Origin of the sequence: Streptomyces sp. NBC_00620, from assembly GCF_026341825.1 — a bacterium.
GTDB lineage: Bacteria > Actinomycetota > Actinomycetes > Streptomycetales > Streptomycetaceae > Streptomyces.
In genome coordinates this window covers 3,431,600-3,446,694 of record NZ_JAPENY010000001.1, presented here as the reverse complement: position 1 = coordinate 3,446,694, position 15,095 = coordinate 3,431,600, and the positions used below count along the sequence as shown (strand labels likewise).

Annotated in this window: 11 protein-coding genes; 2 read left to right on the top strand and 9 right to left on the bottom strand. The window is 70.7% G+C overall.

The window, feature by feature from the left end:
- Window position 1 precedes the first annotated feature (1 nt).
- The 3 genes from OG246_RS15905 to OG246_RS15895 all read right to left on the bottom strand — a co-directional run bounded on the left by OG246_RS15905 (window position 2) and on the right by OG246_RS15895 (window position 5,265).
- Window positions 2-1,594 carry a VWA domain-containing protein gene (locus OG246_RS15905; RefSeq protein ID WP_266461944.1) on the bottom strand — a complete coding sequence of 531 codons (1,593 nt, stop codon included), beginning with the start codon at window positions 1,592-1,594 and terminating at the stop codon, window positions 2-4.
- Between the two features lie 153 nt (window positions 1,595-1,747).
- Window positions 1,748-2,611 carry an ABC transporter permease gene (locus OG246_RS15900; RefSeq protein ID WP_266461941.1) on the bottom strand — a complete coding sequence of 288 codons (864 nt, stop codon included), beginning with the start codon at window positions 2,609-2,611 and terminating at the stop codon, window positions 1,748-1,750.
- The gene (locus OG246_RS15895) at window positions 2,608-5,265 is read right to left on the bottom strand and encodes an alpha/beta fold hydrolase (protein ID WP_266461938.1); all 2,658 of its coding nucleotides are present in this window, start codon (window positions 5,263-5,265) and stop codon (window positions 2,608-2,610) included. Before OG246_RS15895 ends, OG246_RS15900 begins: the two co-directional genes overlap by 4 nt.
- Before the next feature lie 116 nt (window positions 5,266-5,381).
- Between OG246_RS15895 and OG246_RS15890 the strand changes: the two genes are divergently transcribed.
- Complete coding sequence (locus OG246_RS15890; RefSeq protein ID WP_266461935.1) at window positions 5,382-5,792, top strand: GNAT family N-acetyltransferase; 411 nt, start codon at window positions 5,382-5,384, stop codon at window positions 5,790-5,792.
- Window positions 5,793-5,814: 22 nt separating this feature from the next.
- Here the strand turns inward: OG246_RS15890 and OG246_RS15885 are convergent, their stop codons facing one another.
- The 6 genes from OG246_RS15885 to iolC all read right to left on the bottom strand — a co-directional run bounded on the left by OG246_RS15885 (window position 5,815) and on the right by iolC (window position 13,794).
- Entirely contained in the window at window positions 5,815-7,224 is a 1,410-nt protein-coding gene (locus OG246_RS15885) for an APC family permease (RefSeq protein WP_266461932.1), read from the bottom strand.
- Window positions 7,225-7,529: 305 nt separating this feature from the next.
- Window positions 7,530-9,032 (bottom strand): CoA-acylating methylmalonate-semialdehyde dehydrogenase, encoded by a 1,503-nt coding sequence (gene mmsA, locus OG246_RS15880; protein WP_266461930.1) that lies wholly within the window; start codon window positions 9,030-9,032, stop codon window positions 7,530-7,532.
- A gap of 14 nt (window positions 9,033-9,046) precedes the next feature.
- A complete protein-coding gene (gene iolD, locus OG246_RS15875) occupies window positions 9,047-10,969 on the bottom strand; it encodes a 3D-(3,5/4)-trihydroxycyclohexane-1,2-dione acylhydrolase (decyclizing) (protein ID WP_266461927.1) in 1,923 nt (640 codons plus the stop codon).
- 8 nt (window positions 10,970-10,977) lie between these two features.
- Entirely contained in the window at window positions 10,978-11,835 is an 858-nt protein-coding gene (gene iolB / locus OG246_RS15870) for a 5-deoxy-glucuronate isomerase (protein ID WP_266461925.1), read from the bottom strand.
- A 7-nt stretch (window positions 11,836-11,842) separates the two neighbouring features.
- A complete protein-coding gene (locus tag OG246_RS15865; RefSeq protein WP_266464231.1) occupies window positions 11,843-12,718 on the bottom strand; it encodes a deoxyribose-phosphate aldolase in 876 nt (291 codons plus the stop codon).
- A 107-nt stretch (window positions 12,719-12,825) separates the two neighbouring features.
- Entirely contained in the window at window positions 12,826-13,794 is a 969-nt protein-coding gene (gene iolC / locus OG246_RS15860) for a 5-dehydro-2-deoxygluconokinase (protein ID WP_266461922.1), read from the bottom strand.
- 122 nt (window positions 13,795-13,916) lie between these two features.
- On the opposite strand from iolC, the gene OG246_RS15855 reads away from it, so the two are divergent.
- Window positions 13,917-14,858: a sugar phosphate isomerase/epimerase gene (locus tag OG246_RS15855; RefSeq protein WP_266461919.1), complete on the top strand. Its 942-nt coding sequence runs from the start codon at window positions 13,917-13,919 to the stop codon at window positions 14,856-14,858.
- Window positions 14,859-15,095 lie beyond the last annotated feature (237 nt).

The following is a 15,095-nucleotide window of genomic DNA, read 5'->3' as shown; positions in this document are numbered from 1 at the left end:
CTCAGCGTTCCGCGCGGGTGGCCGCCTCGATGGCGTCGGCGAGTTCTCGTACCGCCTTGTCCTCCGTGCTGTTGGCCAACTCGTCGGCGCGGGACTCGAGTTCGCTCAGTGGCAGGCTGCCCGGGAGCCGGGGCCAGCGGTCGTCTCCCTGACGGAGCGCGTCGGCGAAGTACGCCGCCACGGCGGTGACCTGGAAGCGGTCGGAGGAGTTCCACAGGCTGCGTTCGAGGGCCGTCGCCTCCACCTGGCCCGATTCCTCGTGCGGGGTACGGGTGTCGGGGTCCTGCCAGCGGACGCTCGCCGTGGCGAGGTGGCCGGAGGCGCCGGGCTTGGTGCGGACCGCGTAGAGGGCGGTCACCGTGTGGCCGGGGCCGATCTCACCGCCGTCGACCTGGTCGTTGCGGAAGTCCTCGTCGGCGACCTGGCGGTTGTCGTAGCCGATGAGCCGGAACTGCTCGACCGTCTGAGGGTCGAAGGCGACCTGTGCCTTGGCGTCGCGGGCGGTGAGGTCGATGTTCTGCGGGAGTTCCTCGCAGAAGACCTTGCGGGCACCCTCGGTGTCCGAGACGTACGTGGTGTGGCCGTCGCCCTTGTCGGCGAGGCGCTCCATCAGGGCGTCGCCGTAGTCGCTGCCGACGCCGACTCCGAAGAGCGTGATGCCGTGCTCGCGGCGGTTGTCCTCGATGCGCTCCAGGATCGTGTCGGCGTCGGTGTCGCCGGTGTTGGCGAGGGCGTCGGAGACGAGGACGACTCGGTTGGTGGCGCCCTTGCGGAGGCCTTCGGTGGCCGTGGCGTAGCCGGTTTCGACGCCGGCGCCGAGGTTGGTGGAGGACTGGGGTTCCAGGCTGTCGATCGCGTAGTGGACGCGGCCCCGGTTGTCGCCGAGCCGGGTCATGGGGAGGACGGTCTCGGCCTCGTCGCTGAAGGTGACCAGGGCGACCGAGTCGTCGTCGCGGAGCCGGTCCGTCATCACGCCGAGGGAGTCCTTGGCCAGGTCGAGGCGGCCCGGTTCGTCCATGGAGCCGGAGACGTCGATGACGAACGTGAGGGCGGCGGGCGGGCGTTCACCGTCCTCCTCGTCGGCGCGGGTGGCGAGGCCGACGCGGACCAGGGACCAGTCCTCGTCCTCGGTGCGGGCGCCGTCGATGGTGACCGAGAAGCCGTTGCCGTCGGGGCGTTCGTAGTCCTGGCGGAAGCTGTTGACGAACTCCTCGGGGCGGACCGTCGAGGGGTCGGGCATCCTGCCGTCCGCGAGGGTGCGCTTGGCGTAGCCGTACGAGGCGGTGTCGACGTCCAGGGCGAAGGTGGAGAGGTAGTCGGGGGACGGGGCGAACTCGCGGCCCTCGTCGTCCTGTTGCTCGCCGCTCTGCTCGCCGTTCTGCTCGCCCTGTGCGGAGCCCGACGGGTAGGCGGGGGCGGGCAGTGGGCCCGTGGCGTCGTTGCGGGACTTCGAGCCGTCCGGCGAGTCACTTTCGCCGTTCGATCCGCAGCCGGTGAGCAGCATGGCGCCCGCGGCTGTCAGGGCGAGCAGTGTGGCGCGGAGTCGACGGCCGCGTGTGGTGACCGCCGCCGTGCGTATGTGGTCCTTCCCCATCTGTGCCCCCTCGGTGAGCGGCCTGTGTTTGGGCCGACGTCTGTGACTGTGACGTCCGAGGGGGCCTGGATGTGCGCTACGGAGCGTTGCGGATGGATCTCGAAGCGGCCACGGTGGGCGTCCGTCGAGACCGGTAGGTGATCCTCCGGAGACCTACGACACGATGTCCTTGCGCCGGAAACCCCGGAAGGCCAGGGCAAACAGGACGAGCGCGTACGTTACCGAAATCGCGGTGCCCTGGATCATGCCCGACCACTCCATTTGCGGCTGGACGGCGTCCGCCCAGGCGAACTGCCAGTGCGCGGGCAGGAAGTCGCGCCAGTCGCCGAGGGCGGTGACGGCGTCCAGTACGTTCCCCACGATCGTCAGTCCGACCGCTCCGCCGACCGCGCCCAGCGGGGCGTCCGTCTTGGTCGAGAGCCAGAACGCGAGCCCCGCGGTGACCAGTTGGGAGACGAAGATGTACGCCACCACGACCAGCAGGCGCTGTGCCGCGGTGCCCGCGGAGAGCGCGCCGCCGGTGGGGATCTCCAGCGGGCCCCAGCCGTAGGCCGCGGTGCCGACCACCAGCGCGACGATCGGCAGCAGCACCATCGCGGCGAGGCTGAGGCCCAGCGCGACGGTGAGCTTGGACCAGAGCAGGCGGGCCCTGGGCACCGGGGCCGCCAGCAGGTATCTCAGCGAGGACCAGCTCGCCTCGGAGGCGATCGTGTCCCCGCAGAACAGCGCTACGGGGATCACCAGCAGGAAGCCGGCGGAGACGAACAGGTTCACCGCGGCGAAGTTCGCGCCCGACGCGGTGGCCGTGTCCATCAGCGTGATCTGGTTGCCCCGCCCGTCCGGCGTGCCCCCGATCGCGAACGCCGCGACCAGCACGAAGGGCAGCGCCGCGAGGATCGCACCCATGACGAGGGTGCGGCGCCGCTTCAGCTGCCGGAGCAGTTCCACCCGCAGCGGCAGCGTCCGCCGCGCGCGGTATCCATCGGCCGTCTCGGCCCGCTCGACGAGGGTGCTCATGCGTTGCCCCCGATCAGGGTGAGGAAGGCGTCTTCGAGCCGGCGGTGGGGGCCCACCGATTCCACGGGTACTTCGAGCCGGACGAGCTCCACGACCAGGCGCTGCGCGCTTCCGTCGGGGTCGAGCCGGACCAGCAGCCCGCCCTCGGCGACGGCGGCCGAGGCCACGCCGGGCAGCGCACCGACCTTCTCGGCGATCGGCTCGTCCACGGGCGAACCCGTGCCGACGAGGAGGGTGTCACCGGAGCCGATGATCTCGGACACCGGGCCCGCCTGTATCAGCCGTCCGCGGTCCATGACCACCAGGTGGGTGCAGGACTGCTCGACCTCGGCCAGGAGGTGGCTGGAGACTATGACCGTGCGGCCCGCGGCGGCGTAGCGGATCATCACCTCACGCATCTCGCGGATCTGTGGCGGGTCGAGGCCGTTGGTGGGTTCGTCGAGGATCAGCAGGTCCGGGAGGCCGAGCATGGCCTGGGCGATGGCGAGGCGCTGGCGCATGCCCTGGGAGTAGGTGCGGACCGCGCGGGACAGCGCGTCGCCGAGGCCCGCGATCTCCAGGGCCTCCTCCAGGTGGGAGTCCTCGGCCGGACGGCCCGTGGCCCGCCAGTACAGCTCCAGGTTCTCGCGGCCCGAGAGATGCGGCAGGAAGCCCGCGCCCTCGACGAACGCGCCGACCCGGGAGAGGACCGGCGCCCCCGGCTGGATCTCGTGGCCGAAGACGCGGATGTCGCCGCCGTCCGGCTTGATCAGGCCCATCAGCATGCGCAGGGTGGTCGTCTTGCCCGCGCCGTTCGGCCCGAGGAGGCCCAGGACCTGGCCCTTCTCCACGCGGAACGACAGCTCCCGGACCGCGTACCTGTCCGCCGACTTCGCGTACCGCTTGCTCAAGTCCGTGATCTGGAGCGGGACTTCGGCCATCTCGGGGTCCGGCGGGCCCGCGGTCGTACGGCGGCGGCCGGTCAGCAGCAGGGCCAGCGCGAGCAGTGCTCCGGCGAGCGGCAGCCACCACACCCAGGCGGGGAGCGGCGCGGCGGCCGTCGTCACGGCGGGTGCGGTGGGGACCTGCAGGTCGCCCTTCAGGGAGACGGTGTACGTCGCCGGGGCCGCCGGTGACGCGTAGCCGAGGTCCGTCGAGGCCAGGACCAGGCTCAGCCGGTGGCCCTCCTGCACCTCGTAGTCGATGGCCGGAAGGGTGATGGTGACGTCCTTGCCCGTCTTCGCTCCCTCGACCCGCAGCGGAGTCACCAGCTGCGACGGCAGCACCTGCTGCCCGCCGCCGGGGCCGACGTCGTACACCTTCGCGAAGAGGACGGCCTCGTCGGAGCTCGACTCGACGTGCACTGTCACCGTCGGGGATCCGGTGATCCGCAGGTCGCTGCCGAACGCCGAGGACTCGAACCGCGCGTACTGGCCCGGGAAGTCGAGCGACACCCCGACTCCGAGGGAGGAGAGCTGTGACAGGCCGCCCGCCCCACCGAGTCCGGGGAGGGCGGAGATGGCGGGCGGGGTCGCGCCCGCCGGGTTGTCGAAGCTCTGCTCGCGTCCGGCCAGCGCAACGGCGCGCTCGCCGTTCTCCAGGCCGGGGTACGTGTCGCCGCTCGCGCCCCGGAGCTGGGCGGCGCCGTCGGTGGAGTCGATGCCTCCGGTGCGGGTGACGCGGAACGCGGGACCGGTGTCGACGCCCGCCTCGTCCTTCAGGTACCGGTCGAACCAGGAGCCGACCCGGGCCTGGACGCGGTCCGCCTCCAGGTCACCGCCGTCGTGCCCGCCGGAGATCCAGTCGACGTCCACGGGTGCGCCGTTGGCACGGATCTGCTTGGCCATCGCGTCGGCCTGGCCGAGCGGGAAGAGGGAGTCGGACTGGCCCTGCACGATGAGCGTGGGCACCTTGATGCGGTCGCCGACCGCGGAGGGGCTCCGCTCTTCGAGGAGTTTGGTGGCCGCCGCGTCCGGCTTTCCGGACTCCGCGACCCGGTTGTACATCTCGCACAGCTGCGCCTCGAACTTGTCGCAGCCGCCGCCGGAGTTGATGAAGATGCCGGCCCAGAGCTTCTTGAAGACGCCGTTCGGGAAGAGGGCGTCCGACAGGTTCCAGTACGTGATCGCCGGGGCGATCGCGTCGACCCGCTGGTCGTACGCGGCGGCCTCCAGGGCGATCGCCCCGCCGTACGAGGCGCCGGTGACGCCCACGCGCGGGTCGCCGCTCTTGTCGAGCTGGACCTCGGGGCGCTTCGCCAGCCAGTCGATGAGCTTGGAGACGTCGGCGACCTCGCCCTCGGGGTCGTTCAGCCCGATCTTGCCGGTGGACTCGCCGAACCCGCGTGCCGACCAGGTCAGCACCGCGTATCCGTCACGCGCGAGCTGCTCCGCCTGCGCCTTCACGTCGTCCTTGCTGCCGCCGAAGCCGTGCGCGAGCAGTACTGCGGGGCGGCGGTCCGAGGTCGAGCCCGCGGTGAAGTACGAGGTGTCGATGTCCACCCCGTCGCCCATGTCCATGACGCGGTCGGCGCGGTGCACGGGCGGGGCGTCGTCGGAGGCGACAGCCGTCCACGTCCCGGCGCCGGCGAGCACCACAACAGCGGCCGCGGCGGCGATCCACCGTCGCGGCCTCCGCAGTGCGGGCCCCCGGAGTCGGGGCAGTCGAAGATCCATGCGTCAACGGTACGGCCCACCACGGACAACCGATGCCGCCACCGGTCTGAACCCCCGCCCCTCCCACGGGAGTACGGTCCCCTCCCGGCATACCGCGCCCGTGGTACGAACGGCCCATGGAAATCCGCCGCGCCACCACCGTGGCCGAACTGACAGCCGCCCAAGACCTCTTCGACCAGCCCGTACGCCCCGAATGGGCCCAGCGCTTCCTGGCGGCACAGGGCCACCATCTCTTCCTCGCGTACGAGGACGAGGGCCCCGTCGGGTTCGTCAGCGGCGTCGAGACGCTCCACCCCGACAAGGGAAATGAGATGTTCCTCTACGAGCTGGCGGTAGCCGAGCCGTTCCAGCGGCGCGGTATCGGGCGGGCGCTGATCCGGACCCTCGCCGCTGTCGCCCGTGAGTGCGGCTGTTACGGGATGTGGGTGGGCGTCGACACGGGAAACGACGTCGCCCTTGCCGCGTACCGCAGCGCGGACGGCAAGGACGACGGGACGTGCACGGTGGTGACCTGGGACTTCACCTGAGGCCGACTGACCGGTTGACCGGTCAGGCCTGTGCGTCCTCCGGGATCGACACCAGCCAACGGGTCTCGCGGCGCGGCCGCAGGTAGAAGGCCCAGTACAGGGTGGCGACGGCCACGATGCCGCCGGTCCACAGGAGGTACTCGGTCTCCTGCTGGCTGAGGATGTACGCGAGGACCGCGATCAGCAGGACCGGCACGGCGGGCCACAGGGGCATGCGCCAGGCAGGTGTCTGGGTGTGCCGGCCGCGCCGGGCGAACAGTGCGGCGACCGCGACGAGCAGGTACATGCCGGTCACCGAGACGCCCGTGACGCCGTACAGGGTGTCCAGGTTGACGAAGCAGAGGGCCGCGCCGGGGACGCCCACCAGGAGTGTGGCGACCCACGGGGAGCCGAAGCGGCCGAGCTTGGACAGGACGCCGTTGACCGGCTCGGGCCAGGCCTTGTCGCGGGCCGAGGCGAACAGGACGCGGGAGTTCTGGATGACCATGACGATGCCGGCGTTGATGATCGCGAGGGCCACGCAGAGGCTGACGAAGGTGCCGACCGCGGAGTTCGACCAGGCGGTGACCATGGTGCTGATGTCGCCGCCGGTGAGGGCGGACAGGTCGGGGGCGCCCATGGTGATCGCGACGACCGGGACCAGGATGATCACCGTCGAGATGGCGAGGGTGGCCAGGACCGTACGGGCGACGTTGCGGCGCGGGTTCTCCAGTTCCTCGGAGAGGTAGACCGCGGTGGAGAAGCCCTGCGTGATGAAGAGGGCGATGGCGAGTCCGGAGACGACCAGCATGGCGGTCACGGTGTCCGTGTGGCCGCCGGAACCGGCCACCTCCATCGAGGTGAGGCTGGAGAGGCCGCGCTCGCTGTGGGAGAAGCCGAGGACCGCGACGACTGCGGCCGCGATGACTTCGAGGACCAGGAAGACGCCGGTGATCCAGGCGTTGGCCCGCAGGTCGAGGAGGCCCGCGAGGGTGGCGAGCAGCATCACGCCGGCGCCCGCCATCGAGGGGTTCAGGTGCACGATCGGCGCCAGGTAGTCGGCCGTGCCCATGGCGATCACCGGCGGCACGATCATGACGACCAGCAGGGAGAGGACGAAGACCAGCCAGCCCGCGAGGCGTCCGGCCATCGTCGAGACCATGGCGTACTCGCCGCCCGCGCTCGGGATGAGGGTGCCCAGCTCCGAGTAGCAGAACGCCACCGCGATACAGAGCAGCGAGCCGATCGCGATGGTGAGCGCGGTCGCCGTACCGAGGGACGAGAAGAGGTCGGGCACGACCACGAAGAGTGTGGAGGCCGGTGTCACGCAGGAGAGCGTCAGCAGGGTGCCGCCGACGATGCCGATGGAGCGCTTGAGCTTCTGGGGGCCGCCGGACGCCGTGGGGGCGGTGTCCGGGGCGGCGGTCTCGACAGGGCGGAGCGTGTCGGTCATGCGGCGGTTCCGATCGACTCGTGTCGTGCGTCAGGTGTTTCGGGCGGGAGCGTTATCGCCTCCGGCGGCTCGCTTCGTTCATCTCTTCGTCCGCTCCCGGCGTTGATGGAACCTTGACGGAAACCGTTGCGTCAATGGTTGTTCACCAACGGAATCCGCAGTCATACAGCTCCGCGAATACCCATCAGGGCACAACAGGTCATACAGAAGGGTTCTCTTCCTCCCTACGGGAACCGCAGCGCGAGGGAAGAAAAAAGTGAGGCCGTCCGCAATGCGGACGGCCTCACAAGCCCTGCCGGAGGGTCTCAGTGGTTGCGCGGGAACCCGAGGTCGACGCCGGTCGGGGCGTCGGCCGGGTCGGGCCAGCGGGTCGTGACGACCTTGCCCCGGGTGTAGAAGTGGGTGCCGTCGTTGCCGTAGATGTGGTGGTCGCCGAAGAGCGAGTCCTTCCAGCCACCGAAGGAGTGGTAGCCGACCGGGACCGGGATCGGCACGTTCACGCCGACCATGCCCGCCTCGATCTCCAGCTGGAAGCGGCGGGCGGCGCCGCCGTCCCGGGTGAAGATCGCGGTGCCGTTGCCGAACGGCGAGGCGTTGATGAGGGCCACGCCCTCCTCGTACGTCTCCACCCGCAGCACGCACAGCACCGGGCCGAAGATCTCGTCCTTGTACGCGTCCGAGGTGACCGGCACCCGGTCCAGGAGCGAGAGGCCGATCCAGTGGCCGTCCTCGAAACCGTCGACCGTGTGGCCGGTGCCGTCGAGGACGACCTCGGAGCCCTGCGCCGCCGCGCCATGGACGTACGAGGCGACCTTGTCGCGGTGGGCGGCCGTGATCAGCGGGCCCATCTCGGAGGTCGGGTCGTTGCCGGGGCCGATCTTGATCTTCTCGGCGCGCTCGCGGATCTTCTCCACCAGCTCGTCGCCGATCGCGCCGACGGCGACGACCGCGGAGATGGCCATGCAGCGCTCGCCCGCCGAGCCGTACGCCGCCGAGACAGCCGCGTCAGCCGCCGCGTCCAGGTCGGCGTCCGGCAGGACCAGCATGTGGTTCTTGGCGCCGCCCAGGGCCTGGACGCGCTTGTGGTTCGCGGCCGCGGTGGTGTGGATGTAGCGGGCGATCGGGGTCGAGCCGACGAAGGAGACGGCCTTGACGTCCGGGTGCTCCAGGAGGCGGTCGACGGCCACCTTGTCACCGTGCACGACGTTGAAGACACCGTCCGGCAGACCGGCCTCCGCCAGCAGCTCGGCGATCTTCATCGCGGCCGACGGGTCCTTCTCCGACGGCTTCAGCACGAAGGTGTTGCCGCACGCGACGGCGAGCGGGAACATCCACATCGGCACCATGGCCGGGAAGTTGAACGGCGTGATGCCCGCGACGACGCCCAGCGGCTGCCGGATCGACGACACGTCGACCCGCGAGGCCACCTCCGTCGACAGCTCGCCCTTCAGCTGCACGGTGATCCCGCAGGCCAGGTCGACGATCTCCAGGCCGCGCGCGACCTCGCCGAGCGCGTCCGAGTGGACCTTGCCGTGCTCGGCGGTGATCAGCTCGGCGATCGCGTCGCGGTTGGCGTCGAGCAGCGCGCGGAACTTGAAGAGGATCGTGGTCCGCTTGGCCAGCGAAGACTGGCCCCAGGTCGCGTACGCGTCCTTCGCGGCGGCGACCGCGGCATCGACCTCCTCGACGGTCGCGAAGGCGACCTGCGTGGTCACGGCGCCGGTCGCCGGGTCGGTGACCGGCCCGTACGTACCCGACGCACCCTCGACGGTCTTGCCACCGATCCAGTGGTTGACAGTCTTCGTCATGGCCAAAAACTCCTTCACAGATGGCGGCGTCGGGCAGCGACGTGCCGGTCGTACTCCTCGCGCGCCTTGACCGCCGACGATCGGGTCGCGGTCTCGGCCACAGGTACATCCCACCAGGCTTGGGCCGGAGGCGCGCCCGACACTGTGTCTGCCGTTTCGGTCTCCACGTAGACACATGTGGGAGTGTCGGCTGCCCGCGCTTCCGTGAGGGCCGCGCGCAGGTCACGGACGGTCTTCGCGCGTAGGACGCGCATCCCCAGGCTGGCCGCGTTGGCGGCGAGATCCACCGGCAGCTTCGCCCCCGTGTACGTACCGTCCTCGGACCGGAAGCGGTACGCGGTGCCGTACCGCTCGCCGCCCACCGACTCCGAGAGGCCGCCGATGGAGGCGTACCCGTGGTTCTGCAGGATGAGGACCTTGATCGCGATGTTCTCCTGCACGGCGGTGACGATCTCCGTCGGCATCATCAGGTACGTGCCGTCGCCGACCAGCGCCCAGACGGGACGGTCGGGGGCGGCCATCCGCACCCCGATCGCGGCCGGGATCTCGTAGCCCATGCACGAGTAGCCGTACTCGACGTGGTACTGGTCCCGCGACCGCGCCCGCCACAGTTTGTGCAGGTCGCCGGGGAGCGAGCCGGCCGCGTTGATCAGGATGTCGTCCTCGGTGACCAGCTCGTCGAGGACGCCGAGGACCTGCGGCTGGGTGGGCCGGATGTCGATGTCCTCGGCCTCGTAGGCCGCGTCGACGCGGTACTCCCAGCGCTCCTTGTCGTCGCTGTACTCGGTGGCGTACGCGGGCTCGGTGCGGTGCTTGTGCAGCAGCAGCGCCTCCGTGAGGGCTTCCAGGCCCGCCCGCGCGTCGGCGATCAGCGGGATCCCGGACAGCTTGTGCCCGTCGTACGGCGCGATGTTGAGGTTCAGGAAACGGACGCCCTTGGCGGTGAAGAGGGTGCCGGAGGCGGTGGTGAAGTCGGTGTAGCGGGTGCCGACGCCGATCACCAGGTCGGCGGTGCGGGCGAGTTCGTCGGCCGTCGCCGTGCCGGTGTGGCCGATGCCGCCGACGTCCTGCGGGTGGTCGAAGCGCAGCGACCCCTTGCCGGCCTGCGTGGAGGCGACGGGAATGCGGGTGGCGGTGGCGAGTTCGGCGAGCGCCTCCTCGGCGCGGCTGTGGTGGACGCCGCCGCCCGCGACGATCAGGGGGCGGCGGGCCTCACGGATCGCCCTTACGGCGGCGGTCAGTTCACCCTGGTCGGCCGCCGGGCGGCGCACCGTCCAGGTCCGCTCGGCGAAGAACTCCTCGGGCCAGTCGTACGCCTCCGCCTGCACGTCCTGCGGCAGCGCGAGCGTGACCGCGCCCGTCTCCACGGGGTCGGTGAGCACCCGCATCGCCTGGAGGGCGGCGGGGATCAGGGCCTCGGGGCGGGTGATCCGGTCGAAGTACCTCGACACCGGGCGCAGGCAGTCGTTGACCGACACATCGCCCGCGTACGGGACTTCGAGCTGCTGGAGGACCGGGTCGGCGGGGCGGGTCGCGAAGGTGTCGCCGGGGAGGAGAAGGACCGGGAGGTGGTTGATCGTCGCGAGGGCGGCGCCGGTGACGAGGTTCGTGGCGCCGGGGCCGATGGACGTGGTGACGGCGTGCGTGGAGAGCCGGTTGGACTGGCGCGCGTAGCCGACCGCCGCGTGGACCATGGACTGTTCGTTACGGCCCTGGTGGTACGGCATCTCGTCCGCGTACTCGACGAGTGCCTGGCCGAGCCCGGCGACATTGCCGTGGCCGAAGATGCCCCAGGTGGCGCCGATCAACCGCTGCCGCTCGCCGTCCCGTTCGGTGTACTGGGCTGCCAGGAAACGCACGAGCGCCTGGGCGACCGTCAGCCTGGTCGTCGCGTCTGGCGTCTTCGACACCTTCGTCGCCTCTGGCACCTTTGCCATCGGATCGGTCATTGGTACCCCTCGGTGTGCTCTGGGTGGAAGCAGATCCGCCACTCCCGCTTCTCGCCCGGTCCGGCCATCACATTCAGGTAGTACATCGTGTGGCCGGGCTGGGCGATGGACGGGCCGTGCCATCCGTCGGGGACGAGGACGGCATCGCCGGTGCGGACCTCCGCGAGGACGTCGGATCCGCCCACGCGTGAAGGGAATACGCGCTGATAGCCGAAACCGTTCGGGCCGTCGATCTCGAAGTAGTAGATCTCTTCGAGCCGGCTCTCCTCCCCCGGCCGGTGCTCGTCGTGCTTGTGGGGCGGATACGAGGACCAGTTGCCGCCGGGGGTGATGACCTCGACGGCGATGAGCCGGTCGCACTCGAAGGCGTCGGCGGAGGCGAAATTGCGTACCTGGCGGGCGTAGTTGCCGCTGCCCCGGTCTTCGACGGGTACCTCCGGCGCGGGGCCGTAGCGGGCGGGGAGTAGGCGCTCGCACTTCGCTCCTGCCAGGGCGAAGCGGCCTCCCGCGCCGGAGGCGATCTGTGCCCGGGCGTCGCGGGGCACGTACGCGAAGTCCGTGACTCCGCTGAACACGCTGTCCCTGCCCAGGATTTGAAACTGTTCGTCCCCTGTGTTCACGGTGCAGCCGCCGCTCAGGGGCAGCACGATCCATTCGCTGTCACCGGTGGTGAAGATGTGCGTCCCGCCGGGGGCGAGTTCGACGACGCGCAGGCTGCTGTGGGTCCAGCCGGCCCGCTTTGGGTCGACGTCGAGGACGTACTGCGCGTTGGCGGTGCTGCCCTTCGGGACGTACAGGGCGTTGCTCGCCGTCGGGTCGGGGTCGGCCATCGGAACGCTCGTCCGGTCGCTCATCCGGCCCTCACAGCAGTCCGACGGCGGTGTCCACGGCCGCGGTCACATCGCCGTCCGCCGGGTAGAGCAGCGAGCGGCCGACCACCAGGCCCTGGACGGTGGGGAGTTGGAGCGCCCCGCGCCACTTCTCGTACGCGCCCTCCTGGTCCTCGCCGACATCGCCGCCGAGGAGTACGGCGGGCAGCGTGGACGTCTCCATGACGCGGGCCATGTCGTCGGGGTTCTCGGTGACGGGGACCTTCAGCCAGGTGTACGCCGAACTGCCGCCGAGGCCGCTCGCGATGGCGATGGACTTGGTGACGGCCTCGGCGCTGAGATCGTTGCGGAGGGTGCCGTCTTCGCGGCGACGGCAGAGGAACGGCTCGACGAACACCGGGAGTTGCCGCTGCGCCATCTCGTCGATGACACGGGCGGTGGACTCCAGGGTGCGCAGCGAGCCCGGGTCGTCGTAGTCGATGCGCAGCAGCAGTTTGCCCGCGTCGAAGCCGAGCCGTTCGATGTCCTGCGGGCGGTGCCCGGTGAACCGGTCGTCCAACTCGAAGGAGGCGCCCGCGAGTCCGCCGCGGTTCATCGAGCCGAGGACGACCTTGTGGTCGAGCGCGCCGAGCAGCAGCAGGTCGTCGAGGATGTCGGCGGTGGCGAGGACGCCGTCGACTCCGGGGCGGGAGAGGGCGGTGCAGAGCCGCTCCAGGAGGTCGGCGCGGTTCGCCATGGCGAACTTGCGGTCGCCGACCGCGAGGGCGCCGCGGGCCGGGTGGTCCGCTGCGACGATCATCAGCCGGCCGCCGTCGTCGACGAGGGGCCGGCGGGGCCTGCGGGCGGCGGCCTCGGCGATGGCTTCGGGGTGGTGGGTGCGGGTGCGGACGAGGTCCGCGACGTCCACTCGCCTGTACGGCGCCGGGTCGCCGCCTTCGTGCGCGGCCGTGCCGCCGCCTTCGTACGTCGCAGGGTCGCCGCCTTCGTGCCTCGCGCCCCCGACCTGACCCGCCCTCACAGCACCGCTCCCGCCGTGAGCGCGTCCTCGACCTCACGCGGGGTCGGCATCGCGGAGGAGCACTCGAGGCGGGACGCGACGATGGCGCCCGCTGCGTTGGCGTACCGCATGATCCGCTCCAGGTCCCAGTCGGCGAGCAGGCCGTGGCAGAGGGAGCCGCCGAAGGCGTCGCCGGCGCCGAGGCCGTTGAGGACGGTGACGGGGAGGGGTGGGACCTCGGCCGTCGTGCCGTCGCGGTGGACGGCGAGGACGCCCTTGGGGCCCTGTTTGACGACGGCGAGTTCCACGCCTGCGTCCAGCAGGGCGCGGGCGGCGGCGTGCGGTTCGCGCTCGCCGGTGGCGATTTCGACCTCGTCGATGTTGCCCACGGCGACGGTGGTGTGGCGGAGGGCCTCGGCGTAGAAGGCTCGGGCGGAGGCCTCCGGGTCCTTCCAGGCTGTGTCTTTCCAAAACATGGGGCGCCAGTCGAGGTCGAAGACCGTCGTACCGGACTTGGCGCGGTGGGCCAGCGCCGCGAGCGTCGCCGTGCGGCTGGGCTCCTCGCTCAGGCCGGTGCCGGTCATCCAGAGGATGCGGGCCTCGCGAAGAGCGTCGAGGTCGAGCTCGTGGGCGTCGATCTCCAGGTCGGGGGCCTTGGGCTGCCGGTAGAAGTACAGCGGGAAGTCGTCCGGCGGGAAGACCTCGCAGAAGGTGACCGGGGTGGGCAGGCCGGGGACCGGTGTGACCCAGCGGTCGTCGACGCCGAAGTCGCGCAGGGCCTCGTGGAGGTAGGTGCCGAAGGGGTCGTCGCCCGTACGTGTGATCACCGCCGTACGCCGCCCGAGCCGGGCCGCGGCCACCGCGACGTTCGTCGCCGAGCCGCCGAGGAACTTCCCGAAGGTCGTCACCTGCGCCAGCGGGACCCCCGTCTGCAACGGGTAGAGGTCCACGCCGATCCGCCCCATGGTGATCAGGTCGTACGCCATCGAGTTCCCTTCGCTTCGGCTGCACCTAGGTCTAGCCGTGTCCGTGGAGCCCTGTCAATGTTTTGTCCAGACATTCGGACCAGGCCTTGACACCCCTTCCGTGCCGCCGGAAGCTGACGCTCATGACGTCGTTGTCACCGCGGCCGTCGCCGCAGTCCTCACCTCCATCCTCACTGTCCCGTATCCGGGTCGGTTCGGCTCCCGACTCCTGGGGCGTCTGGTTCCCCGACGACCCGCAGCAGGTCCCCTGGCAGCGGTTCCTCGACGAGGTGTCCGGGTCCGGGTACGAGTGGATCGAGCTGGGCCCGTACGGCTATCTCCCCACCGATCCGGCCGTCCTCAAGGAGGAGACCGCGCGGCGCGGGCTCACGGTCTCGGCCGGCACGGTCTTCACCGGACTGCACCGTGGTCCCGACGTGTGGGAGTCCACCTGGGCGCACGTCTCGGACATCGCGGCTCTCACGCAGGCGATGGGCGCCGAGCACCTGGTCGTCATCCCCGCGTTCTGGCGGGACGACAAGACGGGCGAGGTGCTGGAGGACAGCACGCTGACGCCGACGCAGTGGCGCAATCTGACCGCTCAGACCGAGCGGCTCGCGCACGAGGTGCGGGAGCGGTACGGGCTGACGATCGTCGTCCACCCGCACGCGGACACACACATCGACAGCGAGGAGAACGTCACGCGTTTCCTCGACGCGACGGATTCCTCGCTGGTGTCCCTGTGTCTGGACACCGGGCACTACGCGTACTGCGGCGGCGACAGCGTCAAGCTCATCGAGACGTACGGGGAGCGCATCGGGTACCTGCACCTCAAGCAGGTGGATCCGGCGATCCTGGCCGACGTGCGGGCGAACGAGGTGCCGTTCGGGCCGGCCGTGGCCCGCGGTGTGATGTGCGAACCGCCGTCCGGCATACCGGCACTCGAGCCCGTCCTCGCCGCCGCGCAGAAGCTCGACATCGACCTCTTCGCGATCGTCGAGCAGGACATGTACCCGTGTCCACCCGACAAGCCGCTGCCGATCGCGCAGCGGACGCGGGCGTTCCTGAGGTCCTGCGGGGCGTAGTGAGGTGCTGCGGGGCGTAGTACGGGGTGATCGTGGCGTGGGCCCACCGGGCGCTCGGGGCTCGGCGGGCCTCCCCGGTCTCCCCCGCCTCCCCGGCCTCCCCCGCTTCCCTGGTCTCCTGGTGGCCGCCTGCCAATTGCGGCACTCGTGTCACAAATACCCCCTTCCTGTCACACATGTCGCGTGTACGCGGGTCTTAGGTCACACCCAGTCCACAGGCACTTCCCGGCGCTCACT

What these genes read in the sequence shown, in the direction of transcription:
- OG246_RS15905 (WP_266461944.1), bottom strand. Translation starts at nt 1,594, where the DNA reads ATGGGGAAGGACCACATACGCACGGCGGCGGTCACCACACGCGGCCGT.
- OG246_RS15900 (WP_266461941.1), bottom strand. Translation starts at nt 2,611, where the DNA reads ATGAGCACCCTCGTCGAGCGGGCCGAGACGGCCGATGGATACCGCGCG.
- OG246_RS15895 (WP_266461938.1), bottom strand. Translation starts at nt 5,265, where the DNA reads ATGGATCTTCGACTGCCCCGACTCCGGGGGCCCGCACTGCGGAGGCCG.
- OG246_RS15890 (WP_266461935.1), top strand. Translation starts at nt 5,382, where the DNA reads ATGGAAATCCGCCGCGCCACCACCGTGGCCGAACTGACAGCCGCCCAA.
- OG246_RS15885 (WP_266461932.1), bottom strand. Translation starts at nt 7,224, where the DNA reads ATGACCGACACGCTCCGCCCTGTCGAGACCGCCGCCCCGGACACCGCC.
- mmsA (WP_266461930.1), bottom strand. Translation starts at nt 9,032, where the DNA reads ATGACGAAGACTGTCAACCACTGGATCGGTGGCAAGACCGTCGAGGGT.
- iolD (WP_266461927.1), bottom strand. Translation starts at nt 10,969, where the DNA reads ATGGCAAAGGTGCCAGAGGCGACGAAGGTGTCGAAGACGCCAGACGCG.
- iolB (WP_266461925.1), bottom strand. Translation starts at nt 11,835, where the DNA reads ATGAGCGACCGGACGAGCGTTCCGATGGCCGACCCCGACCCGACGGCG.
- iolC (WP_266461922.1), bottom strand. Translation starts at nt 13,794, where the DNA reads ATGGCGTACGACCTGATCACCATGGGGCGGATCGGCGTGGACCTCTAC.
- OG246_RS15855 (WP_266461919.1), top strand. Translation starts at nt 13,917, where the DNA reads ATGACGTCGTTGTCACCGCGGCCGTCGCCGCAGTCCTCACCTCCATCC.